Source organism: Bacillus sp. EE-W1, from assembly GCF_009760835.1.
In the GTDB taxonomy this organism is placed as follows: domain Bacteria; phylum Bacillota; class Bacilli; order Bacillales; family Bacillaceae_G; genus Bacillus_A; species Bacillus_A wiedmannii.
The window spans coordinates 38,908-64,327 of the sequence record NZ_WIPE01000058.1 but is presented as its reverse complement, the minus strand read 5'-3'; the positions used below and the strand labels follow the sequence as shown (position 1 = coordinate 64,327).

25 protein-coding genes and 1 pseudogene are annotated in these 25,420 nt (G+C 33.6%); 5 read left to right on the top strand and 21 right to left on the bottom strand.

Going from position 1 to position 25,420, the window contains the following annotated elements; translation table 11 throughout:
- Window positions 1-220 precede the first annotated feature (220 nt).
- A complete protein-coding gene (locus tag GFJ36_RS11055; RefSeq protein WP_000572331.1) occupies window positions 221-853 on the top strand; it encodes a LysE family translocator in 633 nt (210 codons plus the stop codon).
- Window positions 854-924: 71 nt separating this feature from the next.
- Here GFJ36_RS11055 and GFJ36_RS11050 read toward each other — a convergent pair whose 3' ends face one another.
- The 7 genes from GFJ36_RS11050 to GFJ36_RS11020 form a co-directional block, all read right to left on the bottom strand.
- Window positions 925-2,385: a CoA-acylating methylmalonate-semialdehyde dehydrogenase gene (locus GFJ36_RS11050; RefSeq protein ID WP_097891462.1), complete on the bottom strand. Its 1,461-nt coding sequence runs from the start codon at window positions 2,383-2,385 to the stop codon at window positions 925-927.
- Window positions 2,386-2,421: 36 nt separating this feature from the next.
- The gene (locus GFJ36_RS11045) at window positions 2,422-3,312 is read right to left on the bottom strand and encodes an NAD(P)-dependent oxidoreductase (protein WP_000719430.1); all 891 of its coding nucleotides are present in this window, start codon (window positions 3,310-3,312) and stop codon (window positions 2,422-2,424) included.
- Window positions 3,313-3,328: 16 nt separating this feature from the next.
- Window positions 3,329-5,038: an acyl-CoA dehydrogenase family protein gene (locus tag GFJ36_RS11040; RefSeq protein WP_088609407.1), complete on the bottom strand. Its 1,710-nt coding sequence runs from the start codon at window positions 5,036-5,038 to the stop codon at window positions 3,329-3,331.
- 154 nt (window positions 5,039-5,192) lie between these two features.
- Entirely contained in the window at window positions 5,193-6,101 is a 909-nt protein-coding gene (gene prpB / locus GFJ36_RS11035; RefSeq protein ID WP_087982444.1) for a methylisocitrate lyase, read from the bottom strand.
- Between the two features lie 18 nt (window positions 6,102-6,119).
- Window positions 6,120-7,556, bottom strand: coding sequence for a 2-methylcitrate dehydratase (gene prpD / locus GFJ36_RS11030; RefSeq protein WP_000598118.1), 1,437 nt, complete (start codon window positions 7,554-7,556; stop codon window positions 6,120-6,122).
- 98 nt (window positions 7,557-7,654) lie between these two features.
- Window positions 7,655-8,776: a citrate synthase gene (mmgD, locus tag GFJ36_RS11025; RefSeq protein WP_137036222.1), complete on the bottom strand. Its 1,122-nt coding sequence runs from the start codon at window positions 8,774-8,776 to the stop codon at window positions 7,655-7,657.
- 633 nt (window positions 8,777-9,409) lie between these two features.
- Window positions 9,410-10,555, bottom strand: coding sequence for an MFS transporter (locus GFJ36_RS11020; protein ID WP_087982448.1), 1,146 nt, complete (start codon window positions 10,553-10,555; stop codon window positions 9,410-9,412).
- 237 nt (window positions 10,556-10,792) lie between these two features.
- On the opposite strand from GFJ36_RS11020, the gene GFJ36_RS11015 reads away from it, so the two are divergent.
- Entirely contained in the window at window positions 10,793-11,074 is a 282-nt protein-coding gene (locus tag GFJ36_RS11015) for a hypothetical protein (protein WP_060488674.1), read from the top strand.
- A 79-nt stretch (window positions 11,075-11,153) separates the two neighbouring features.
- Here GFJ36_RS11015 and GFJ36_RS11010 read toward each other — a convergent pair whose 3' ends face one another.
- Complete coding sequence (locus GFJ36_RS11010) at window positions 11,154-13,526, bottom strand: transglycosylase domain-containing protein (protein ID WP_098230671.1); 2,373 nt, start codon at window positions 13,524-13,526, stop codon at window positions 11,154-11,156.
- A 466-nt stretch (window positions 13,527-13,992) separates the two neighbouring features.
- Here GFJ36_RS11010 and GFJ36_RS11005 point away from each other — a divergent pair, with 466 nt between their 5' ends.
- Window positions 13,993-14,202, top strand: a complete 210-nt coding sequence (locus GFJ36_RS11005) for a KTSC domain-containing protein (RefSeq protein WP_131933606.1) — start codon at window positions 13,993-13,995, stop codon at window positions 14,200-14,202.
- Between the two features lie 68 nt (window positions 14,203-14,270).
- Here GFJ36_RS11005 and GFJ36_RS11000 read toward each other — a convergent pair whose 3' ends face one another.
- The 5 genes and pseudogenes from GFJ36_RS11000 to GFJ36_RS10985 form a co-directional block, all read right to left on the bottom strand.
- A complete protein-coding gene (locus tag GFJ36_RS11000; RefSeq protein ID WP_000990228.1) occupies window positions 14,271-14,483 on the bottom strand; it encodes a YqaE/Pmp3 family membrane protein in 213 nt (70 codons plus the stop codon).
- Window positions 14,484-14,691: 208 nt separating this feature from the next.
- Window positions 14,692-15,351, bottom strand: coding sequence for a DUF6944 family repetitive protein (locus GFJ36_RS10995; protein ID WP_060488671.1), 660 nt, complete (start codon window positions 15,349-15,351; stop codon window positions 14,692-14,694).
- Between the two features lie 209 nt (window positions 15,352-15,560).
- Window positions 15,561-16,268: an SDR family oxidoreductase gene (locus GFJ36_RS10990; protein ID WP_087982454.1), complete on the bottom strand. Its 708-nt coding sequence runs from the start codon at window positions 16,266-16,268 to the stop codon at window positions 15,561-15,563.
- Between the two features lie 132 nt (window positions 16,269-16,400).
- A pseudogene (locus GFJ36_RS29085) lies at window positions 16,401-16,594 on the bottom strand (hypothetical protein).
- Window positions 16,595-16,635: 41 nt separating this feature from the next.
- Window positions 16,636-16,971 carry a hypothetical protein gene (locus GFJ36_RS10985; protein WP_001066867.1) on the bottom strand — a complete coding sequence of 112 codons (336 nt, stop codon included), beginning with the start codon at window positions 16,969-16,971 and terminating at the stop codon, window positions 16,636-16,638.
- Between the two features lie 209 nt (window positions 16,972-17,180).
- Between GFJ36_RS10985 and gerPF the strand changes: the two genes are divergently transcribed.
- Entirely contained in the window at window positions 17,181-17,396 is a 216-nt protein-coding gene (gerPF, locus tag GFJ36_RS10980) for a spore germination protein GerPF (protein ID WP_001141565.1), read from the top strand.
- Between the two features lie 217 nt (window positions 17,397-17,613).
- On the opposite strand, the gene GFJ36_RS10975 is transcribed toward gerPF, so the two are convergent.
- The 6 genes from GFJ36_RS10975 to GFJ36_RS10950 all read right to left on the bottom strand — a co-directional run bounded on the left by GFJ36_RS10975 (window position 17,614) and on the right by GFJ36_RS10950 (window position 22,968).
- Entirely contained in the window at window positions 17,614-17,949 is a 336-nt protein-coding gene (locus tag GFJ36_RS10975; RefSeq protein ID WP_097891456.1) for a YolD-like family protein, read from the bottom strand.
- A gap of 457 nt (window positions 17,950-18,406) precedes the next feature.
- A complete protein-coding gene (locus GFJ36_RS10970; protein ID WP_098230670.1) occupies window positions 18,407-18,814 on the bottom strand; it encodes a hypothetical protein in 408 nt (135 codons plus the stop codon).
- 277 nt (window positions 18,815-19,091) lie between these two features.
- Window positions 19,092-19,310, bottom strand: coding sequence for a hypothetical protein (locus GFJ36_RS10965; protein WP_087980343.1), 219 nt, complete (start codon window positions 19,308-19,310; stop codon window positions 19,092-19,094).
- Window positions 19,311-19,765: 455 nt separating this feature from the next.
- Entirely contained in the window at window positions 19,766-20,617 is an 852-nt protein-coding gene (locus GFJ36_RS10960) for a peptidylprolyl isomerase PrsA (protein WP_097891454.1), read from the bottom strand.
- Between the two features lie 191 nt (window positions 20,618-20,808).
- Window positions 20,809-21,822 (bottom strand): glycoside hydrolase family 25 protein, encoded by a 1,014-nt coding sequence (locus GFJ36_RS10955; protein WP_097891452.1) that lies wholly within the window; start codon window positions 21,820-21,822, stop codon window positions 20,809-20,811.
- Between the two features lie 555 nt (window positions 21,823-22,377).
- A complete protein-coding gene (locus GFJ36_RS10950; RefSeq protein ID WP_097891450.1) occupies window positions 22,378-22,968 on the bottom strand; it encodes a hypothetical protein in 591 nt (196 codons plus the stop codon).
- A gap of 274 nt (window positions 22,969-23,242) precedes the next feature.
- Between GFJ36_RS10950 and GFJ36_RS10945 the strand changes: the two genes are divergently transcribed.
- Entirely contained in the window at window positions 23,243-23,437 is a 195-nt protein-coding gene (locus tag GFJ36_RS10945; protein WP_097891448.1) for a hypothetical protein, read from the top strand.
- Window positions 23,438-24,344: 907 nt separating this feature from the next.
- Here GFJ36_RS10945 and GFJ36_RS10940 read toward each other — a convergent pair.
- Window positions 24,345-24,956, bottom strand: a complete 612-nt coding sequence (locus tag GFJ36_RS10940; protein WP_098148284.1) for a hypothetical protein — start codon at window positions 24,954-24,956, stop codon at window positions 24,345-24,347.
- Window positions 24,957-25,062: 106 nt separating this feature from the next.
- Window positions 25,063-25,420 (bottom strand): ABC transporter permease (locus GFJ36_RS10935; RefSeq protein ID WP_242015965.1); only part of this gene is annotated, 358 nt, incomplete at its 5' end.

The following is a 25,420-nucleotide window of genomic DNA, read 5'->3' as shown; positions in this document are numbered from 1 at the left end:
AAACATTAATAAGTGGGGGTTCATTACCCGCTTATTATTAGCCCTCACCGATCGTCCGGTCATGCGGGATAAAATTGAGGCTATATAGTAGTGGAATTTCACTACTATATAGCCTCTTTCTCATTTAATAATTTTTAATAAAATTTAATTTTATTAAATCAAAAATGTGTGCTACACTATTTTTAATCAAATATTCTAAAAATAAAAAGGAGGAGCAACTATGATTGAAAATTATTTTCTTTTCATCATTATGTCTATTTGTCTTATTATTTTACCCGGTCCTGATACTGCAATGGCGACGAAAAATACATTGGTTGCCGGTAAGGTCGGTGGAGTGAAAACAGTGTTCGGTACATGTGTTGCACTTTTAATTCATACTTTAGCAGCAGTAATCGGACTTTCCGCAATTATTGTAAAGTCAGCTCTTTTATTTTCTATTTTCAAGTACGTTGGAGCTCTGTATTTAATTTATATTGGCATTAAAGCCCTTTTAGCGGTAAGAAACAAAGAAGGCTTTGATACGAACGATATATCTTTAAATAATGAAGATGAACACACTTCTTGCTTTCGCCAAGGGTTTCTTACGAATTTATTAAACCCTAAAGTTGCAGTCTTCTTTTTAACCTTTTTACCTCAATTTTTAAATCCAAATCATAATACGTTTATTCAACTTCTCGTAATGGGTCTTACTTACCTCGTATTAACAGTTATTTGGTTCGCTTTTTATATATTTTTAATTGATAAAATTAGTGCTTTTATGAAAAAACCGAGGACGCAACGTTATATTCAAGGCTTAACAGGAATCGTCTTAATTGGTTTTGGTATTAAACTAGCTTTTGAAAAAAATAATTAACAAGACGAAAAACACCACATCTTCAGAGTGGTGTTTTTCATTTAACAACTGTTTTGGCTGTTTACTCTCTATTAAAACCAGCGCTCTGTTACAACTTTTTTACGTGTATAGAATTGAACACCATCTGTACCATTTGTACCTAAATCACCAAAGAATGAAGCTTTATTTCCTGCAAATGCGAAAAATGCCATTGGTGCTGGAACGTTTACGTTTACACCGATCATACCAGCATCGATATTATCACGGAACGTTTGTGCATGTTTACCATTTGACGTATAAATAACCGCGCCATTTGCAAATTTAGATTGATTTGTTAATTTAATACCTTCTTCTAAATCTTTAACTCGTACAATGCTTAATACTGGAGCAAAAATTTCATCTTGCCAAATTTTCATTTCTTGATTTACACCATCAAAGATTGTCGCACCTACAAAGTAACCTTCTCCAACTTCTTCCTTAATTTTGCGACCATCAACTAATAAAGTTGCTCCATCTGCTACACCGCTATTAATATAGCCTAATACGCGCTCTTTATGAGATTCACGAATTAATGGTCCAACATAATTATCTTCGTGGAAACCGTCACCTACTTTTAACTTCTTCGTCTCTGCTACTAGTACGTCGATGAATTCATCAGCAATTTCATCAACTACTGCTACTACTGAACATGCCATGCAGCGCTCTCCACTACTTGCGAATGCAGATCCAATTACACCTTGCACTGTTTTCTCAAGATTGCAATCAGGCATTACAATCGCATGGTTTTTTGCACCAGCTAACGCTTGTACACGTTTCCCGTGTTTCGTACCTGTTTCATACACGTAACGAGCTACCGGCTCAGATCCAACGAATGAAATAGCTTGAATATCTTTACTTTCTAAAATGCTATTTACAACATCTTTTCCGCCTTGTACTAAATTCAATACCCCTTTTGGAAAACCAGCTTCATAGAATAACTCTACAAGTCGCTCTGCTAAAAGTGGCGTTCTTTCCGATGTTTTTAATACGAACGTATTACCGCAAGCAATTGCAAGTGGGAACATCCATAATGGAATCATCATTGGGAAGTTAAACGGTGTAATACCAGCAACAACTCCAATTGGGTAGCGCCAAATCGATCCATCAATGCCGCTAGCAATATTCGGAAGAGCTTGTCCCATCATTAAATTTGGTGCTGATGTTGCAAGTTCTACCGCTTCAATCCCTCGCTGCACTTCACCAGTTGCATCCATTAATGTTTTACCATTTTCTAGCGTAATGATTTTAGCAAGCTCTTCTTTATTTTCTTGTAAAAGCTGTAAATATTTATACAATTGTCTTGAACGATTCGGAACTGGTACTTTAGACCATGTTTCGTATGCTGCTTTTGCCGCTTCAACAGCTTTTTCAACATCTTCTTTCGGAGATAGCGGAACGTAAGCGATAATTTTTCCAGTCGCCGGATTCGGAACTGCTTCTACTTCTGTACCAGTAGATTCTACCCACTCACCATTAATATGATTTTTTACTCGTTTAATTTCAGTTGTAATCATTATATTCTCTCCTTTTTTATGAAGTACATAAGTCTATTATTTTTGATTAGAAATTAATTGTTCACTAACTTTCTTATATAAAGCAGCCATATCGTTTTCACCATATCCTGCCTCACTTGCTTCTTCATATACGTTTAATAGCATTTCGCTTACTGGTAAGTGAAGTTCGCTTTCTTTCGCTAAATCTACTGCAAATCCTAAATCTTTCTTTAATAAATTCACAGTAAAGCCTGGATCGTAGTTTTCAGTTGCAATGAAACTTTTATAATTACGCTCATAAATTCTACTTTGACCGTAACTTACATTTAAAATATCAAACATTTTATCTAAATCCATATTATTCTTTTTCGCTAATGTTAAAGCTTCACTCACACCAGCTGTATAAAAACCAATTAATAGGTTATTAATTAATTTAACTGTTGTGCCACTATCAATCTGCTCACTAACATGGAAAACATTCGCGCCTAGTACGCCCATGATAGATTCCGTTTTCTCATATACTTCTTTCGATCCACCAACCATAAACGTTAATGTACGGTTTTCAGCTCCAATTACCCCACCACTAACAGGCGCTGCTAAAAAGTCTACTTTCTTTTCCTTTGCAGCTTCCTCTAACTGTTTGTTTAATTGTGGAGATACAGTACTTGTATCAATTAAAACTACATTCGAGTGGCTATTTTCAAATAATCCTTCTTCCCCAAAATACACCGCTTCAACAGCGCGAGGTGAAGGTAAACTTGTAAAAATCACATCGCATGTTTCTGCTAGTTTTGAGATTGATAAGCCAATAATTCCTCCTTCATTTTCAAAGGAAGCTTCGGCCTCTTTATTTAAATCCACACCGTATACTGTGTAACTCGATTTAACTAAATTTTTAGACATCGGAAGACCCATATTACCTAAACCGATAAAGCCAATCTTTTTCATATCGCTTTCCTCCTATTTACACAATATACTTTCCGCGATTTATAATAGCTTTCGCAATTTCTCTCTTTTTTGTAAATACGTTCGTGTATAAAGGCACTAATAATTGACGAATTTCAGCTAAAATTACGTGTCTATCTTGTTCTTCTGTGACAGCCGCTGCAAGTATAGAAATCGCTGCTTCTTCTACTTTACGATAGCCTTCTTCACAAATAACATCAGTTATCATTTGTTTCGTACGCTCTTTCTCTTCACCATTTTTACTAATTGCTTTACTCGTGCGTAAAAATGCTGATTCCATGACGTACACGTCCGTTAACATATTTGATAATACACGTGAATATTCTTGTTCTTGGTCAATTTTTAACCCTGGAGTTTTAGAGAGCGTTTTCAAAGATTGTTTCAACAATTTTTTCGCTAATAAAATGTAACGATGGTTTCTTTCAACATTTGCTACATCAACTTCTACTTCAGTATCTTCAATTTGTTCCATTTGCTTCATTAACATTTTAGCAACTGTTAATCTATTAATTTCGTTTGTTCCTTCAAAAATACGACTAATTCTAGCGTCACGATATAATCGTTCTACCTCGTACTCTTGCATATAACCGTAACCACCATGAATTTGTACGGCTTCATCTACGATATGACCAAGTGTTTCAGAAGCATTTACTTTATTAAGTGCACATTCAATTGCAAATTGAGACATTTTCTTCATAAGATCTTCATCACTCTCATGAATTGCTTCATCAATTACACCTGCTGTACGGTAGGCTGCACTTTCTGCTCCATATGTAGCAATGATCATATTTGCAATTTTCTCTTGAATCATCGTAAAATCTACTAATTCCGTTTGGAACTGTTTTCGCTCTTTTCCATATTGAACCGACAAACCAATTGCTTGTTTTGCTGTTCCAATATTTCCAAAAGCCAGCTTTAGTCTAGCGAAGTTAAGAATATTAAGAGCTACGTGATGCCCTTTTCCAACTTCCCCTAAAACATTTTGAGCAGGGATGACAACATCTTCTAAAATTAGGGTAGCCGTTGAAGAACCTTTAATCCCCATTTTCTTTTCTTCTAGTCCAATGGATACACCTTCACATGTTCTTTCGACAATAAACGCTGTCATTCCTTTATTTGTCTTCGCAAAAACAACGTATACATCTGCCATATGAGCATTTGTAATCCACTGCTTCTCACCATTTAACTTCCAAGCAGTACCATCTTCATTTAATACTGCACTTGTTTTTGCACTTAAAGCATCAGAACCAGCATTTGGCTCAGTTAAAGCATAAGCCCCAATCCATTCTCCAGACGCAATTTTCGGCAAATATTTTTCTTTTTGTTCTTTCGTTCCGTAATATATGTAAGGCAATGTACCTACACCAGCGTGTATATTAAAGGAAACACTAAATGCACCAGCGTATCCCATTTTTTCTGCTACAAGCCCTGAAACTGCCTTTCCTAACTCAAATCCGCCGTACTCTTCTGGGACTTCGATACTTAATAATCCAAGTTCTCCAGCTTTCTCAAATAATTGACGAGAAATTTTATAGTTATGTTGTTCTATATTCTCCATTTGTGGAACAATTTCTTGTTTAACAAATTGTTCTGTCGTTTTTGCGATTAAATCTTCATCTCCTGAAAAATCTTCTGGCGTAAAGAAAGTATAATTCACATCTTTATTAAGTGAAAAAAATTCATCCCACGGTAACTTTGTTTTCTCCATCTGAATCCCCCTATCATTTCGGCCTTACTTGCTACTACGTATGCTCGTCTACGATGAGTGGAATTTCTTATTTTTGAAAACAGAAGGCGATGAATTGTCACATCAAGCAGTTCGTTTTGCCAAAGATGTATTCTCATCGCCTTAGTTGTTTTATCTATTGATCCTCTGATAATACTGTTTTTGCAATTCCAGTATCTAGTTCTTCAAAGTCATGATATGAAATTGTTTCATATAACTCGCTTCTCGTTTGCATACTTGAAAGTGCATCTTTTTGAGAACCTGTTTCCTTAATTAAAGTAAACACATTCTCATATGCTTTCGCTGCAACACGAAGTGAAGTTACAGGATAAATAACCATTTGGAAGCCCATATTCGCAAATTCCTCTGCACTATAATACGGCGTTTTCCCGAACTCAGTCATATTCGCAAGTAAAGGCGCATTTACTTTACTATTAAATAGACGGAACTCTTCTTCTGATTGAAGTGCTTCAGGGAATATTGCATCTGCACCTGCTTTTACATAGGCGTTCGCTCTTTCGATTGCTTCATCTAAGCCTTCTACACCGCGAGCATCTGTACGTGCCACAATATATAAGCTTGGTGCAACTTCTTTAATCGCTTTAATCTTTTGAACTAACTCTTCTGTCGTAACGAGTTTCTTACCATTTAAATGTCCACATTTCTTCGGTAATTGTTGATCTTCAATTTGAACAGCCGCAACTTTTGCTTCCACCATTTCTACTGCTGTTCTCGCTACGTTTAATACACCGCCAAATCCTGTATCAATATCAACAAGAACTGCTAAATCTGTAGCTCTTACTAGATCCCTTGCTCTCTCTGCTACTTCAGTAGACGTCACGATTCCTAAATCTGGTAGACCTTTACTTGCAGTATAAGCAGCTCCCGATAAATATAAAGCTGAAAAACCTGTATTTTTCGCAACAAGAGCAGCCATTGCATCATGAGCACCTGGAATTTGCAAAATCCCATTTGCTTCTACTAAAGCTCGGAAGCGATTCGCAAGCTCCTCTTGTGTTGACTGTTTATTCACAACCCAAGCCATTCTATATTCCCCCTATTATTAATTTAAGAATAGATCTACAAATTCGTTTACATTCATATTTTCTAGTTTTTCTTCATTTAGACAAACTTCATGAATTTGTTCTTGTTGCTTACTAGAATAATGACCTGCCATATTTGCAGTGAATTTTTGAACAACTTTTGGAATTGCTTCGTCTCTACGGAAACGGTGACCAAGTGGATATTCACATTCCACATTTTCTGTTACAGTGCCATCCTTGAAATGAACTTGAACAGCGTTGGCGATTGAGCGCTTGTTCGGGTCAAGGTAATCTAAACTGTACTGTTTGTTTTCAACAACAACCATCTTATTACGTAATTCATCTACACGTGGATCATTTGCTACTACATCCTCATAATCATCCGCAACGATATCTCCTTTTAACAAACCAATTGCCGTAATGTATTGTAAGCAATGATCACGATCAGCTGGGTTATTTAATGGACCTTCTTTGTCGATAATACGAATTGCTGATTCATGAGTTGTAATCGTAATACGATCAATTTCATCTAATCTTTCTTTAATTTCTGGATGTAATTTCACAGCACACTCTGCAGCTGTTTGTGCATGGAACTCTGCTGGATATGAAACTTTAAATAATACATTTTCCATTACATAAGACTCTAATGGTCTTGCTAACTTTAATTCTTGTTTATTGAATAATACATCTTGGAATCCCCAGCCTGGTGCAGATAATGCTGTTGGATATCCCATTTCACCTTTTAGAGCAGTCATTGCAAGATGAACACCGCGGCTTGTTGCATCACCTGCTGCCCATGATTTACGTGAGCCTGTATTTGGTGCATGACGATATGTACGAAGACTAGAATTATCAATCCATGCATGTGATAATGCATTAAAGATTTCTTCACGTGTTCCGCCGAGCATTTTTGCAACTACAGCAGTTGTTGCTACTTTTACGTATAATACATGGTCAAGACCAACACGATTCAAACTATTTTCTAAAGCTAGTACACCTTGAATTTCATGTGCTTTAATCATCATTTCTAATACTTCACGTACTTTTAATGGTTCTTTTCCTTCTGAAATACGAACACGGCTAATATAATCTGCAACTGCTAAAATACCGCCTAAGTTATCAGATGGATGTCCCCACTCTGCTGCAAGCCAAGTATCGTTATAGTCTAACCAACGGATCATACATCCGATATTAAATGCACCTTTCACTGGATCAAGCACATATGACGTACCTGGTACACGTGTACCATTCGGCACGATCGTTCCTGGTACAACTGGTCCTAGTAATTTCGTACACTCTGGATATTGTAGTGCTAAAATTCCGCATCCAAGTGTATCAAGTAATACGTAACGAGCAGTACTGAATGCTTCTGCGCTAGTTACCTCTTTATTTAATACATAATCCGCAATTTCTTCTAATAATGCATCTTTTTGTTTAATTTCATTTGTTTTAATCATACTATTCTTCCCTTTCTGTCGAAAATTCGTTATTATTAATGATGGGTGTCGGTCAAACACCCATCTAGCGGGCGGCGCTAACAACTCCCCAGTTGTTCTTATTTACTAAGTACATGTCGCTCGCCAACATAATTTACACGTGGACGGAACAATCGATTGTTCGCATGTTGCTCAATTACGTGCGCGCATAGTCCTACTGTTCTAGAGCTAAAGAAGATTGGTGTGTAAAGTTGAATTGGAATACCAAGCATCCAATATACTGGAGCTGCATAATAATCAAGGTTCGGATAAATTCCTTTTTCCTTCTCCATAATCTTTTCTCCAGCTTCACACATTTCATATAGTGTATAATCGCCTTTTACATCACATAACTGCTTTAAAGCTTCCTTCATCATCAGTGCTCTTGGATCCATCTTCTTCATATACACACGATGTCCAAAGCCCATAATTTTTTCTTTGTTATATAGTTTCTTCTGTAACAACTCTTCAAACTTCTCAACATTACCAGCTTCTAAAAGCATGTACATAACCGCTTCGTTTGCACCGCCGTGTAAGCTACCTTTTAAAGATGCAACTGCACCTGTTAAAGCACCATATAAGTCCGATTGCGTTGATGCAATAACGCGCGCTGTAAATGTAGAGTTTGGCATTTCATGTTCACTATATAAAACAAGGGAACGATCAAAGATCTTCTCCTCAAGTTCAGTTGGTTTTTTACCTGTTAACATATAGAAGAAATTCGCGCTATATGTTAATTCCTTAAGAGGTTCGATTGGGTCTTCATTATTTAAAATATGATAGCTATTCGCTACAATGTTTGGTACTTTACTCAATAATTTGTACCCGCGGCTTTTGTTTACTTCTAACGAACGGTTTTCGATATCATTATCATAACCAGCTAATGCGGACACACCTGTACGCAATCCATCCATCGGGTGCGTTTCTTTCGGTAATGCCTTTAATACGTTGAATACACCTTCTGGTACCGCGTATTCTTCTTTTAATTTCTTTTCGAGTTTTGCTTTTTCATCCTCATTTGGTAGATGTTCTTCCAATAAAAGGTGCACAATGTCTAAATACTCTTTTGTTTTTGAGAGTTCGATTAAATCATACCCTTGAATTACAATTTCACCTTTCACTGTGTCAAGAAACGAAATTTTCGTCTCCGCTGCCACTATACCATCTAATCCCGGGGAAAATTTTTCTTCAGCTTTCATCATTATTTCCTCCAATCCTAATAGATCTTCGTGCACATAACTGTAAGCCTTTACAAAATCGTGAAACTACATTTCTATTTCAATGTATCAGAGTTTTTAGAAGATTTCAATTTATTTTATAATGATAAGTTTCCTATACTTTTACCGATGTAACAATACAATTTTTCAAAAATAATTTTCATGTTTTATAAAGAAAGGACAGACTTCTTTGTTCGCCTTATTAAAACAAAATATAAGGATGAATCAGAAAATCCTACAGAACATATCATTCTCCCATTTTTTTTAAGAAAATAAAAAAACGAGCTGTACACATATACAACTCGTTTCTTCATAATATTTATTTCACTATCTCTTCAATATAATTCTTATATAAAACTTATTTACTTTTAAAAAAGTTATTATTTTACATAATTAAATTAAATTCCTACGTTTCCCCGTACTAACCTACAACTAAATGATAGTTTTGAAAGTGCTAAAGATCATCGACTTACATAATTTGCCATATAATTTCCTAAAGACTATTCCTAAAGAATATCCAGGCTGAATTGGACTATTAACATGCTATATTCAGAATTCTTCCTTAAACCATTGTAGAGCGTCATGTTCAATTGAAATTTTGATCTTTGTTCCTCTCGTTTACGCAAATTCTTTTTTACCTAATCGCTGTTTTACAAAAATGACAAAAATAATGAAAGCGATTAGTCCTGAAATTGCACTACCTGCAAATAAAATACGGTAACCGAACATTTGCGAAACAACTCCAAGTAAAATCGCACCAAGTCCAATCCCTAAATCAAATGCGGTAAAGAATGAAGCGTTAGCAACTCCTCTTTTACTCGGATCAATAATAGTAAGCATCGCTGCTTGTAATGCGGGCTGTGCTGAACCGAATCCAACACCGTATAATGCAGCTGCGATAACTACCCCTATTAAACTATTTGAAATCGTTAATACAACTATCGCGATAATCGTAATACATAGTGCCGGGAGTATAATAAATACTTCTCCATACTTATCTAATAGTTTTCCTGAAATTGGTCTTACAATCGTTAAAGCAACTGCATATACAAGAAAGAATGGCCCAGGATTCACATCGATTGAAGATGCAAATAGCGGTAAAAACGTCGTAATTCCTCCATATGCAAATGATAAAAAGAAAACTACAATTGTAATGGAGAGAACCGATTTTTCAAACAACTGCATTTTCCCTTTTTCTTTTTGTGGTGTGAATGGCATTTTCGTCATGAACGATAATAGGACTGCCATAAAGGATAAAAGAGTTGCCAACAAGAATAGGCCGTGAAATGAATAATGTTGTACAACCGATAATCCAATCATTGGGCCGATCGCCATTGCAATTGTCATAGCCATCCCGTACCAACCCATACCTTCACCACGGCGTGAATCTGGAATAATATCAGTTATCGCTGTTCCAACAGCTGTTGTAGAAACAGCCCATGTCACGCCATGAATAACCCGTAAAACAGCTAAAAGAACAATAGTCGATGCTAAATTATAAGAATACATCGTTATCCCAAAAAAGACGAGTCCGAAAATAATAAAAGATCTTCTCCCATATTGATCTAACATTCCTCCGATAATCGGTCGTATTACAACTGCTGCTATTGTAAACATTCCCATCATAAATCCAACTTGTGATTCATTGCCGCCTATCTCTTTAATAAAGAGCGGGAGCGTTGGTACAAGTAAATAAAATCCTGTAAATAAAAATAACATTGCGAAAGTCATTTGAATAAATGATTTCGTCCATAATCGTTCCATTAAAATTCCTCCATAAACACGTATATTCTTGCAATTAACACCTCCATTTTACATTTTCTTAGTCCCTTTTCCCTCCGTAAATAGACGTAACTTTTTATAATAAATGGTCCACCATCAATATAAATTGGTCTTATAACTTTATAAGTATACATTAGCCTAAAGTCCTATCTATATGTACCTTTATACGCGTGAAAAGAATATACTATTTTATTATCACAACTTAGGAGTGATTATGTTATGTGGGTATCTTCAAGAGTAACAGCCGTCGTTCCTTCGACTCCTGGGATACACGTTCCAGCTGTTCATACAGCTAGTTCCGATGTAGGAATTGAACTTCCTGCAACTTGGCAACAATATCAAATTCCAGGTCAAGTTACTCCCTCATTTTGGCATCATGGCGCACATCCAAGTAGTACTACCTTTTACAACCCCAGTTATACTCCATTGCCTCAGGCTCAAGTTTTTTATCATTTTCCATCAATTTATTTTCAAAATTTCTACGGTACTTTTAACATTTAAATTTAAACGATAAAAAAGCACTTAAGATTGTAATTTTCACAAATCTTAAGTGCTTTTTTGTACTTTTTATTAACTTCTCTTATTGTCCATTATTGACAGGGGCTTCTCCTGCATTCCCGCCAGTCTCTGGTTGTGTGGTCGCTGGTGGAGTTGTATTTCCTTGACCTCCCCCATTATTTGCTGGAGGTGTTGTATTTCCTTGGCCTCCTCCATTATTCGCTGGAGGTGTCGTTCCTTGGCCATTTCCATTATTTTGTTCATTTTGTTTCTTTTCTTCTTCTTGTTTCTTTTGTTCTTCTTGCTTCTTCAGTTCCTCTTGTTGCTTTTGTTCTTCTTGTTTTTTAAGCTCTTCTTGTTTCTTTAATTCTTCTTTGTTTTTCTCTTCTTCAGTTTTTTGCTTTTGATCTTGTTTTGGTTGTTCCGTTGTATCCGGTACGCTCGTATTTGGTGAAGAATCACGTTTTTCACCTTTTATACGTAGCTCACTACCTTCTTGAATAACACTACTTGGCATTTTAAAGCGTGATTTGTCAGTAGCAAACTCACTCATCATTTCTTTAAAGATCAACTGTGCAATTTTCGTATTTTTACTACTAATATACTCGTCCTTACCATCTTTCATATATCCAGTCCATACCGCCATCGTATATTGCGGCGTATAACCTGCAAACCAACTATCCCGGGTTGCACTTTCTGGAATGTTATATTTCGCTAGTTGTTTTGAATCATAGTTTGTTGTACCTGTTTTACCAGCTACATCTAAAGAACTTATATTTGCCGCTGTACCAGTACCAGATGTTACTACTGAACGAAGCATATCAGTAATCATATATGCTGTAGAGTCAGCTATAACTTGTTTTGGTTTTTGCTCAAAACTTTGTGACTTACCGTCTGGATAAACTACTTTCTTAACAAAATGCGGTTTTGCATACTTTCCACCATTACCAAATGTCGCATAAGCACCCGCCATTTCAGTTGGTGATACTTCATTTGTACCAATAGCTGTAGATTCTGCCGGCGGTTTATTAAATGTAATACCTAATTTCTCAGAGAATTCCTTTGATTTATTAAGTCCTACTTCCTTTGCAGTTTTAACTGCTGGAACGTTACGTGACATTTTTAACGCTTCACGCATAGTAATTGGGCCTAGGTGACTTCTGTCCGCATTTCGAAGTTCTTGTCCAGTTGAATATTTAAATGGAGAATCATCAATTTGATGATACGTAGCCCATTTTAAGTATTCAATTGCAGGACCGTAATCAAAGATTGGCTTCATAGTTGAACCAGCTGCACGATCTAAATCAATTGCCATATTATGCCCTTTAAATACTGCCTTATTTTCACCACGGCCACTACCTATAGCACGAACCTCTCCTGTTTTCGTATCCATAAATGTGAATGCACCTTGGAATTTATCATTTGGATAATTAATAATATTTTCATTTAATATCCTATCAGCAGCAATCTGTGCATCTTTGTCTAAAGTTGTATAAATTTCTAAACCGTCAGAACCAATGTTAGCATCTGGCAATTCTTTTTCAACTTCTTTCACAACCGCATCCATAAATGCAGGATATGGCATTGCCTGAACAGTTGCAGTCTTAAGTCCATCTGTAACTTTAACTTTCGAAGCTTCTTCCATTTCTGCCTTCGTAATATATCCATGTCGATTCATTAATCCTAGTACAACATTTCTTCTTTCTGTTGCCCTTTGAATATTTTCCGTTTTTGTTGGATCATAGTTATTCGGTGCTTTCGGTAAACCTGCAAGCATCGCAACTTCTGGTAATGTTAACTCTTTTAATTCTTTACCATAGTAGTTTTGTGCTGCTGTTGCGATACCATATGAACGGTTTCCTAAGTTAATTTTATTTAAATACATTTCTAAAATTTCATGTTTTGAATATTGTTGTTCTAGCTTATACGCTAAATATATTTCCTGAACTTTACGTTTTGATGTTTTTTCCATCGATAAGAAGTAGTTTTTAATAACCTGTTGCGTTATTGTACTTCCACCTTGTGAACCGTAATCTCCTTTAAGACTCACCAAGACAGCACGGGCAGTACCTTTAAAGTCTACTCCACTATGCTCATAAAAACGTGAATCTTCTGTTGCTAAAAATGCATTTTCTACTAATTTAGGAATTTGATCATACGTAACATTCGTCCGTTTTTCTTTCCCGTATTCATATACCAAATCGCCATTTTTATCATAAATTTTTGAGGATAACGGATTAACAAGTTTTGCTTTCTCAAGTTTCGGTGCATCCTTAATCATTACGAAGAAGGTAGCAACCCCTGCCACTAAACCAACAATACCAAGTAATAAACAAGTAATTAAAAACTTACGAAAGAATGAAGTTTTCCCTTTTGGTTTTTGTGTTTTAGAAGCTGGCTGTTTTTTCTTTTTAACTTGTCGTCGTTCCTCTCGAGAACGATAATTTTCTGACATGTTACTTTCTCCTGCCTTTCAATTCTCCCGTTGATTTACTTAAAAATATTGAGGTCACTTTCTAAACTGAAGTTAATTAAGAAAGTATATCGACCTGGAGCATTCAATATTTTCCTAATTCACAGATTATAAATTTTAGAATACTTCTTATACAAACTATTTTCACTTCTATTTTTCCTAATAATGCTGCCCCTTTAAGCATAGAATGTAAAAAGTGAATTTTTAATACCTCGTATAAATAATATACCTTTTTTTCAAATGGTCAATATTTTCTTATTTATAAATCAAAGGTGAAATAAAAATAGCACAACGATATGTACTTCGTGTGAACTTCCTTATAATTACGTATAACGAACATTTAATATATTGCATATAAGTATAATACCTCTTTAATTATAAGGATTTCAACACCACAACCTCAACATCTACAAGAAATTATTAAAAATGAGAAGTGAGGAGTTGCGTAATGATGAAACTATCTCCCGTGATTTCAAAAAATATAGTTGCTGTTGGCTATAATCCTTTTTCTATGATTTTGCGCATTCAATTAAAGAATGGAATGTATGATTTCTTTAACGTGCCTGAAAACATTTACACCGGTTTATTAAGCGCACAATCTAAAACTAATTATCACAATACTTATATTAAAAATTCTTACCGCTATACTAAAATTTAAACTTAAACAGAATGAAAAAAAGAAAGGAGGTAGTCCCCCTTTCTTTTTACAATCATTTCACGACTTAGCTATCTTCTATTCCTCTTATTCATTTCATCATATGCTTCAATTTGTTTTTTTAATCTCCGATCTGCTTTTTTATCATGTACAACTAATATCGCATGTATAACTCCTGGAACCCAAAATATTAATGTTAATAGGAAGTTAATTATTGCTTGAAATGGTTTTCCACAAAATAATACGGCTACTGGTGGTAGTAGAATTGCCAATAAATACATCATCTCTTGAAAACTCCTTGTTTTGTATTTTTTATCTCTCTTCTTTTCATACGCTCACAAAACCAATTATTTTTATATTTCATAAATTCCAATTAAGCATGAAAAACTTTTCTACTCTTATATATTCTATTCAAATGCCTAAAAACCTACTACTTCAATCTTACCACGTATGTAAAATTAAAATCCCCCTTCCTTTATCAAATGTGTATTTTCATATTTTTATTTTTTCTAATCTGTCTTCTTTCTCTATTATAGTTAATCCAATCGCAGAAATAATAGTTCCTATTGCTTGTATCCAAATACCAATGAGTGCTATTATCTTCTCATTCTTCTTATCAACCATACTGCCTTCATTTTCTATTTCGTTCTTTGATACATTAATAATACCTTGATACGCTTGAAGTCCAGCACCTAAACTTTGCAAAGAATTACCTAGTATTATAATTCTCTGTATTGCTTTCATCTGAAGTAAAGCTGCTTCTACTCCTAAAAAAGCACCAATCGATTGTAAACTGTTCCCGATAATTATGAGATAATCATTCTCTTTCAATTGTTTATTTATATTAAAATATGTTCCTATTACATTTGATATATTCCCTAATGCTAATAATTCAATGCCCATTTTATCAAGCATTTCACTTTTATTCTCCAAACACATATTTTGATTTTCTCTTTCAGCTTCATTTCCGGTATCATTACTCGCTATTATTTGTAATATATAACCGAGGGCTTGTAATGAGCTTCCTACAATTACAATCTTCGATTCAACTTTCTCTTCTCCAATAAATCCTCTTGTCGTCCCAATAGCCGCAGTAAGATTTCCTCCTACTTGAAACCATGCTCCTGTCACTTTTAAACCGCTTGGATTCATTTTTATCACCTATTTAGAAATTTTCTAGTGCTTTTTTCGCCATACACAAATGACATCCTTTATCTCATATTTATTTTCTATATGTAATTTTGTGCATTCTAAAATGTGTTAATCATACAAAAAAGCACCTTTAAGGTACTTTTTTTAGACAAAGCGTATATCACTGAAAATATGCTAATTAAAAGATACGTATACAATTCAAAATATATTTACATACATTCTGGGCATGTCAATGAAGCTCCATTTTTATCTATTGTTATATTTAATATATATTGAATCGCATGATCTGACCACATTTCAGGTGTGGGTGATTCATTTACATACTGTGGTGCACATGAATACAGCATTGGGCTCCTAATACTTCCGCCCGGATCTAAAGCAACTACAGCCATACCATAGGGTAATTCAAGTGCCATAGATTTCGTGATACCTTCAATTGCAAACTTTGAGGCACAATATGGCGCCAGCTCAGCTTCTCCCACTCGGCCCCAACTAGAACTCATATTAATAATCATTCCTTCTTTCCTAGCTACCATCGCTGGGACAAATGCCCTAATTACATTTACTACACCATTTACGTTTACATTCATTACATTTTCGAATTCTTGAGCTGTTACTTTCCACAGTGGCGCATTTTTATTAACAATCGATGCATTATTTATTAACAAGTCAGGTGCTCTATATCTATGAAGTATATAACTCGCCCAATTACTTACTTGCTGGGAGTCTGAAACATCGATTATTTGAAAATCATGTATATTATCGTAATATTTTTTCAATTCTTCAATTTTATCTTTTGAACGTCCACAGCCATATATATTCCATCCCAATTCATGAAATCGATCAACCATTGCACGACCTAATCCTTGCGTCACTCCTGTAATCATTACAACTTTTCCAGTTTCGTTTCGCTGCATATACCTCTCCTCCTTTATAAAATTTTACACTCTCCCTTTTCATTCAGCCATTTACTAAAGTATCAACTCATTTCATACTTTAGTAGGAGTTTTTATGTAAGCAAAAAGAGTAACCATAACAGTTACTCTTGCTTATATATCAAAAAAGTCATTATTTATTTCGTTATTGCTTTTATATTTCAGCTTCTCTTTCTCGCATTTCTCACACAATATATAAAAGTTACACCTAGATTACCTCTTTTAAAATCTTCATTATCCTTAATAAAACCATATTTATGCTTACAGTGAGATTCATCTAAAAAAATTTTAAACCATTTTTTCAACATAGAACAGTTAACCTCTATGAAAGAATCTTCATCTATTCTGATTACCGATTTTTATTTAAATTCTCAATCTCATTTTGCAACTTTTTGAATTGTTCAAAATGCATAGTGATAGATTGACTATTTCCATAATCAACACTATGCTTCACAAATAAAACACCAGTGTCATGAAAAATTGCTTCCAGTTCTTTTCTGATGGATACTTTCATTATATGTGCTGTTTTAATAGCCGATAAAATTGCAATTTCATTAAACTTTAATTTTATTTCATTTGGACAAAATGCTTCTTCAACCAATATAACTTCATTGCTATAAATAAGTGCAACAAGATTACTTGATTTTGCATCTGTTAAATCTACTTTTTTTATAACATTATTCATTACATTTTGCCTCCTTTGATTTTGTATATATTAATTATACAATTGTTTTTTAAAATTAATCGACCTTACATTAATTTTAACATACTTTTATTGTAGGATTAAGCTACACTTCAAACGTTTTACTATTCCACTATTTTTGTTACATGAACCATTTGGACTATAAGACCATATAGTAATGTTAACAAATGATTGTAAAGCGGGTGAAAACTATGCCCTCAGTTGTAGGGAATTTAGTTGTACAAAATAGTAACGGTTCATTTAACTTAGGCGATTTCTACAACGTTTCTCCGAAAGAAAATACGAAGGCTTATAATGGATCTGGTGCTTCAAACGTTGGTTTTGTTGTTAATACTTTTAATGGCGTGAGCGCGACTAATACGTTTGATTCTGACCTTGCAGATCAAAACCAAGTGGGTACAGCCTAATCCTATTTTTTCATCTTTCTGTTTAGGAATTTTAAATTTGTCTATACTATAATTAGGCTGTTACACAGCTATTATTGATTTTTGGAGTACCCTATCTTTTTCTCCCTTTCCCTGGGGCTCAGCAGCTAGTATGAAGCTAGCTGCTTTTTCGTTTCATTATTTATATCCCTCATCTGAAATAACGTAAAGGAAGCTAAAATTAAAGTTTCAGCTTCCTTTACGTTATTTCAATAATATCAGAAGTATTAAATACGTAAGTTTTATAAAATGCGTCCGTACATATTACAATGCGCTTTAGCGGGTTTATATGCACTACTGTCATATAACTTGTAAGGATGTAACCATCTTCAAAATATGTCACCAATATTTCTTTCTCAGACAATAATGACGTTAATAATTTATCAGAAATTCTCTCTTTTGCTTCGTTTGTTAAGAGCGGTTTTTGTACTTTAAACTTCTCTCCAATAACCTTTCGCAAACTTAACAACTGTTCCGACATTACTGTAAATGGAACCCATTCTCTTTTTATTTTCTGCACCTTTACATCATTCATTTCTTTATCTCCTTGATCATTTATCCATTCAATTTCACACATAATGGTACTCAATTATTCTTTCATAATGCTAGGCTCATATTTATCCGGCATTAACAGGTAGTGAAGCTCCTACCTCAAAATCCGCTATATGCGAGGAGGTAAAACGAAAATCAACTGCCCGTTAACGCTTAATTGGTGAAAGCTAATAAATAACGGACGATGAACACCCTGCTTATTAAAGTTTCACTTTATTTCTTATTCGTATACTATCTACACATACAAGAACATTCGTTCTAATTATACACGAACTTACGTTCTTTTAGAATGATTTAAATTATATTTTTATCCATCATTTATTTTTTCTTCATCAAGTGAGCTTTTCACTTCTTATATAATAGGCCGTCCACATATCAACAGAAAAAGCGACTTCATACAAAGTGAAGTCGCTTTTTTCTAATAACGTATATTTCCATATTTATTTTTCTATCCTGACAAGCGTTCTTTCCGGGATACAAATCTCATCTATATTAAAATGATTTATTTTTAATTTTAATTCTCCCACTCGTTCCTGATCTTCATCACCAACCCAACAACTGAATAATTCAAAATAGTCCCCCTCATTTAAATAACCTTCCATAATCGAGCATAAAGCTAATAGCTTTTTTTTAGCTTCTTTCTTCTCCTTTTCACTTTGCCACTCAACAAGTTCAATGCCCCAGCACGTTGAAACTTCATACGTGTAACTTGTTTGAAATTGAAACTCTTGTACAATTTCAAGCATACTTTCATCTGAAAAGCACGACCCAAAAACAATTACATCATTAGAATCTGGATCCGTTAACGGAATTTCTACATTGCACCCTATATAACTTGCTAAACTCATTTTTACTCCTCCAATATTCATATGCAAAATACTTTATAGGAATATTTATCTACTCGAATGTAAAATCCCTGCCTAAACTAAATAGTTTTAATTTTTCAAGTTTATTAACCAACTATAAATGAAAGCATATATTATAAAGAACGAACTCACAAAATTTAAGGAATTTATAACGAACCACAATTCATTCCTTATGAATTTCTATGAAAAGAGAGCAATTTAAACACTCTCTTTTCGTACATAATGTATAAAACTATTTATAAATAATTGCCCCTTATTATTACATATATTTTGGTTGTACTATTATATGTAACTCCCTCTCTGTTACTGCTTTTTTTGGGTTACGAAAATACTCTAATTCGTATTTTAATACTTCATACTCAACCATCCCAATCTTGATCCCTTTCGTTTCTTTTAAAATAGCTAATAAGTTGCTTATATCTTCATCATACGATTCAAAAACCTTCCCTCCACCTTCTCTTTGAAAAATTACTTTCATATTTTCTCCTCCTACGTAATATATTTATCTATTAAATAATTTCTTTAAAAGCATTCTTTCCTCTGAAAATTTCATACTAAAAAGAACATTCTTTTTTAGTAGAATGCTCTGCTTTTCACTTCATTTAACATCAATATTTTTTCAATACTATTGTATGTTTCATTCTGCAAATTATGTTTATCCACTTCAATAAAGAAAAACTTAAATCACTTCAGGTTTTAATTAGCCCGCGCCAATCAGACTACATGCAAATAGTGGAATGAAATTAAGCAAACGAAATATTATAATATCAACATTCTATGAAGCATTGATCATTCCAATTTTAAAAAATACATAAATTCCCATTGTAATTCTTAATATTTAAATGTAATATTATATTGTCTTACTATCTATTTATAACACACACACTAACTAGAAAAGGAACCTATATAGGTTCCTTTTTCTAATTGCAATCATTATTTCTTTTCTAGAAATTCAAATGTATTTTTAAATTCTTTATCACTCACTTTAATATTAGCATCTTTCAATAAATCATTAACTACTTGCTGTTTCCATTTACCTGTCGTATCTTGTAGTCTTTGCTGTTCTAAATCTTTACGAATTTGATCTTTTACTTCATCAAATGGCTTCAATTCTTTTTTATCTGTCACTTTAATAATATGGTACCCGTAAGTTGTTTTTACTGGCTCACTTACTTGTCCTGCATCTAATTTATATGCAGCTTCCTCAAATTCTTTCACCGTTTGCCCTGGAGCAAAACCAGTTATTTCTCCACCTTGTTCTTTTGAACCAGGATCCTCTGAGTATTGCTTCGCTAAAGCTGCAAAATCTTCACCATTATTTACTTTCTCTTTCATTTCTTTAGCAGTCTTTTCATCTTTCACTAAAATATGACTTACCTTAATCTCTGGTTTATAGTTATCTTTTACATCTTTTTCTGTGACAGTCGCTTTAATTGCTTTCTCAAATGCGATTTCCGGCTTCATTTTTTCCTTTAATTCATCTTCATTTTTCAATCCAACTTGCTCTAAAGTCGATTTAAAGTTGTCACCCATTTTATCTTTTGCTTCTTCTACTTGTTTTTTTGCTTCCTCATCTGAAACTTTATATTTATCTAGTAACGCCTTACTTAACACCATTTGGTATAAAGTACTTTCCCCATATTTTTGTCTTAATTCTTTACTTAACTCTTTCTCTGTAACATTTCCTACTTTTGATGTTACTACGTTGTCTGAGGAACCACATGCCGATAATGCCAGTACTACGCATGAAATAATTGTTCCTAAAAATAACTTTTTCTTTTTCAATTCAAAATACCTCACTTTTATTATTATATAAGAATAACTATACAATATACTTGTGTTAACAATGTGTTTTCCACATGTAATTCATTTCATTTGAATAAACTATATATCGTGTTTTTTTCCAATACGTAAAGGGTCATCTTATTATGTATTAGTAAAATGACCCTTTACGTATCCCTAAAACATTTATTTACTTATAGGTACTTAATATTTAAATGTTCTTCCAGTATCCAATTATTTTGCCCGATATCTACCGCATTTTTGGCTCTGCCCCACACACGAAAAGATTTTGATCCATCAATATTTCCTTTATAATTTATACATTCAGGCTCTGCATAATAATTTACTCCATACCCAACAGGATATTTTGAAACTGCATAAAACCATTCTACATCAAAATGTTTTACATATACCCACTGTTTATCATTGCCTAAGCAAATCATATCTTTATCTGCGTCTTCCCAATAACCATGTAAGACTAAATATGGATTTTTTTGAGTGATTGTACCTGTAAACTGAGGATTCTTAGGATTTTCATATACGTTTATGCCATATCCATCAGGATATTTTGAAACTGCAATACCAATACCATTTGATTGCTGTGTATTCTCTTTATTAAATTGAATAGATTGATTTACTTGATCCGAACCTATAAACCAAGAAAGCGACTTATTTCCTATTAATTGATTTAAATCACATTTCCCAATACCAGGAACATTTCCCGCATCAGTATATTGCCAAATATCACACGGATATGCTGGCTTATTTCCTCCATAACGAGGAATCCATACAAAATCAACTTCAATATTACGTGCTCCAAATGATACATACGTGTGATGCCCCACGTATAGCCCTACTTTTTTCGCACCTAAACGGCGTAATTCATCTATAAACGCTTGTGTCCCCCCTTGCATATCTATCATCGTTTGAATTTCTACGTCCACCACCCAAAACTTAGCAGATTTATCGCCACGACTCCAAAAATCTTGTGCCTCTTTCCTTGCATCAGCAATAGATATAAAGCGACAAAATGCATAATTACCAAATGGAATACTGCGTTTCTTCATTTCATTCACATAATTTTGATACATAAAATCTACCGTATTCGAGCCATCTTGAACTCTAGCAATAACTAAATCTAGCCGAGATGCTGCAATATCCCAATCAATAGTTCCATTCCATTTTGAAATATCGATAATATACCCCACTACAATTCATCCCCTTTTTAATATCATATTCAAAGCTTGTCTTATTGAAAGCCCCTTATGCCTAATACTAGCTATCTATAATATAAATACGGAGAATCTATATTATTTTTCAAAACATATAATCTTTTAATTAAACTTCCACTAATTTTATTTATTTTTCATACAGTTCATTCACAAATTCGAGATATGCACTATCATCTATTAGTAAATAATATCAATTAATTAACCTTTCATTAGCGCTATTATTAGAAATATTTTCCTTATTACTACTCATCGATATTAATCTTCTTTAGACTAATAAACATATGTATGACAGCTAGCTTATTGTGTTTCTTGCGATTATTCTATATTCACGAAAATGATTTCCCTCACATTTCTTATATATTTTCAATTCAAACAGACTACTTTTACATACTATGTGAAATTCAGTAACTCTTTCATCAGTGGCAGTTTCGTTCATGATTCACAGCTTGTTAACCTGTAATTAGCTAGACAAAGTAACGTTTATGCATACAAAAAAGACATTTTCTATTAATGAAAATGTCTTCTTACAATTTAGTAAAACAGTTTTGGTGTCAACTCTGTATTTTGTAATTGTGCACTCTCACCGCTCGGAACACAGCTTGTGGAGAATAAAATTGGGATATCACAAATGTCATCGTTCATTACATCATGAAATATATTTGCAGCAACACCAGTAAATGTTTGACATAAATTTGAAATATCATCATTAAAAAATTGAATCACTTGCGCAGTAAAAACTGGAAAGACAACATTTGATCCACCAGGAAGCTGCGGCTGTACAACAACTTGTTCAAAATAAGGATTATTTTCTAACGCCACTTGAAATAAATGAGCAATTTCAAATGCATCTAGTGGACATGGAAGTGGATTTACAATGTTATTTTCATTATTAGTTACAATAACTGTTACACTTACATTCCCAAATTCTACAAAAGATTTTAGAAGCGTTGCTAACGCTATCGCTTTTTCATTACTTAACGCATGCACTAAAATAATATAATTCCCGCCAACTGGAATTAGCGGACCAACTGAAACAGTTGGATCAGTACCAATTGAATTTTTTAACTCATTGAAATATGTGATCCACGGTGGTGAAAGCTGAGCTTGTACATTTTCTTGCACTCTTTCATTACCTCCTAATACAATTCTTACTACTATAATATGTATCAAGGAAAAAAGTGTATTAGATAAATTACTTATTTTTTGCTTTTACCTATTATATCGATTAAACATTTTATAGAACATTCTCAGTTTCCTATGCATTTCCCACATTTTCACCACGGCATAAAACCCCATATTATTATCAACTCAACTAAAATTTCATATTATATTAATACGCCTTTATAATCTGAACGAAAAAGTGCAGAATAAGATGTGCATATGAGGAGCTGATTTTATGAAAAAAAAACCTATCGTGGTTAAAGTTCCACCAAACTCAAAACTAAAAATCACATTTTTCGGTCCATGTAACGAGGTAATTACAAATGTTTCTATAATTAACCAACTTTCCACACCTAAGTGTCAAACTATTTCGCAATATCCAAACTATAAGAAATACGAAACTGAAGTACGATCATTATCCAGTTGTTAATCCATTCTATTCACAATCCTTACAATTTGGTTAGCTCCGCGACTACGGGAATAGACCAAAATTACTCATTTCATGTTATTCCATTGATAATCTATTGATTTTTCACACGTTGTTATTAACCGAGCATATATTATCGTATGGAAATTATCCACTCATAAAACCTATCTTTCTTTAGAGCGTACTTTTTATGTATGCTCTTTTTTTTATTTATCTCTCATTCTGTAAACATAAATCTGCTCACCTTTATATTTCACGGGCGATCAACCTATCTGCTGCTTATAAACAATTTAATCAATGTGTAATCAACAATACTCCTTTATTTATTATACGTTCACTATTCTGTTAAATTAGTGTATTGATTCAATCATCATTCATTAATATATTCCCCTTCTAAATTGACCAAATATGTATTAAAATTCTTTATATACTCAAGGAGGTCAAAAATGTTCAAGTTGCATCCCATACTACTCATCTTAGGATTTATTTTATTTTTATATAGTGTAATCGTCTTAATGTTTTTCCTTTCTATACAATAGCAATACCTACACAAACCTATGTTAAATATGTAATTTCTATATAGTAAAAAAAAAGCCCGTAATTATACGGCCTTTTATGTATTAATAAATTTAGATATCTTTTCTATTCCATAAGACTACTAGCAAATGTAATGCCTAAGAACTTTCACAACCATGTTACTTGTTTCGTTGTACTCTTTTTATTACCTGCAGAATATCTAATACTCATAATAAGCTAGCTCTTTCAACCTTACCTCCTAGCATGTGAAATTCTCCTGAAACAAACTATATTTAGCCTATTTACTTATATATTTTAGAAAAATAATAATAATCCCCCACCATTTGGTGTAGGGGATTAACTAAACCTACTGAAAAGTATTTTATTCTCTTCGTTATTTAATTGGAGAAGGAAATCTTGCAGCTTCAAAATGAACCGTATTCAAACCATTAACATTTTGAACAATTACTCCGGCAACACTACTCTCAGCAAAAACTTCAACTGAATCCCCTGCTTCTAATTGAAGAATAGACGTTACTGAAACATCATTGTTAAAAAATACACCAGTCCCAAAGAAATCATTATCAATTGCTATTGCTGGATTTCCATTCACACGAATCTCAACTCTAGCTCTGTAATTTACATTAAAATCATTTGGAGAGAATGTTATATTCCCTAATACACTATATACCCCTTTAGTCTTCGGAATAAAAATAGATGTTGCTGCATTATATTCATTCGCTAAATCAAACTGTTCATTTTGAAATAATACTTTAACTGAAGTATTTTCCGGAACAGGTTGATTCATTGTATTAACAGCTCTAAATGCAGACGCCCTTACAAGCTTTTCTTTCTTATCATCACAACAATTCACTTTTACATACTTTCTATCACATTGACTATTTTTTCTAAAGCAATCATGACTTTTCTTTTTATAATCTTTACAATACTTACAGTAATAACAAGACGTAGTAAGTCCCCCTTTAAATTTATTATTACATACTATGCAATATAGATTAGAATAGTTTGGACAAACTGTTACTATTTTCAATAGAATAAAATATCCCCACCATTTCGGTGAGGATTATTCTTTCTCTTTTGTTTAATCGACTTTATTTAATCGGAGAAGGGAATCTTGCAGCTTCAAAATGTGAGCCGTCTTCTGAAGGACTTAAAACTCCGTCTATGCTACTTTGTGCATAAACCTCAACTTGATCTCCTTCATTCAATTGAATAATTGTCGAAACACTTACTACATTTCCAAAACCTATTGGACCGAAAAAGTCATTATCTATAGCTATTGCTGCGTTTCCATTTACACGAATTTCTACACGAGCTCTATAATTTAAACTAGGATCGTTTGGAAAAAAACCAATCGTTCCAATAATAGAGTAAACTCCCCTAGTCTTCGGAATAAAAATAGACGTTACTGAATTATACTCATTTGCTAAATCAAATTGTTCATTTTGG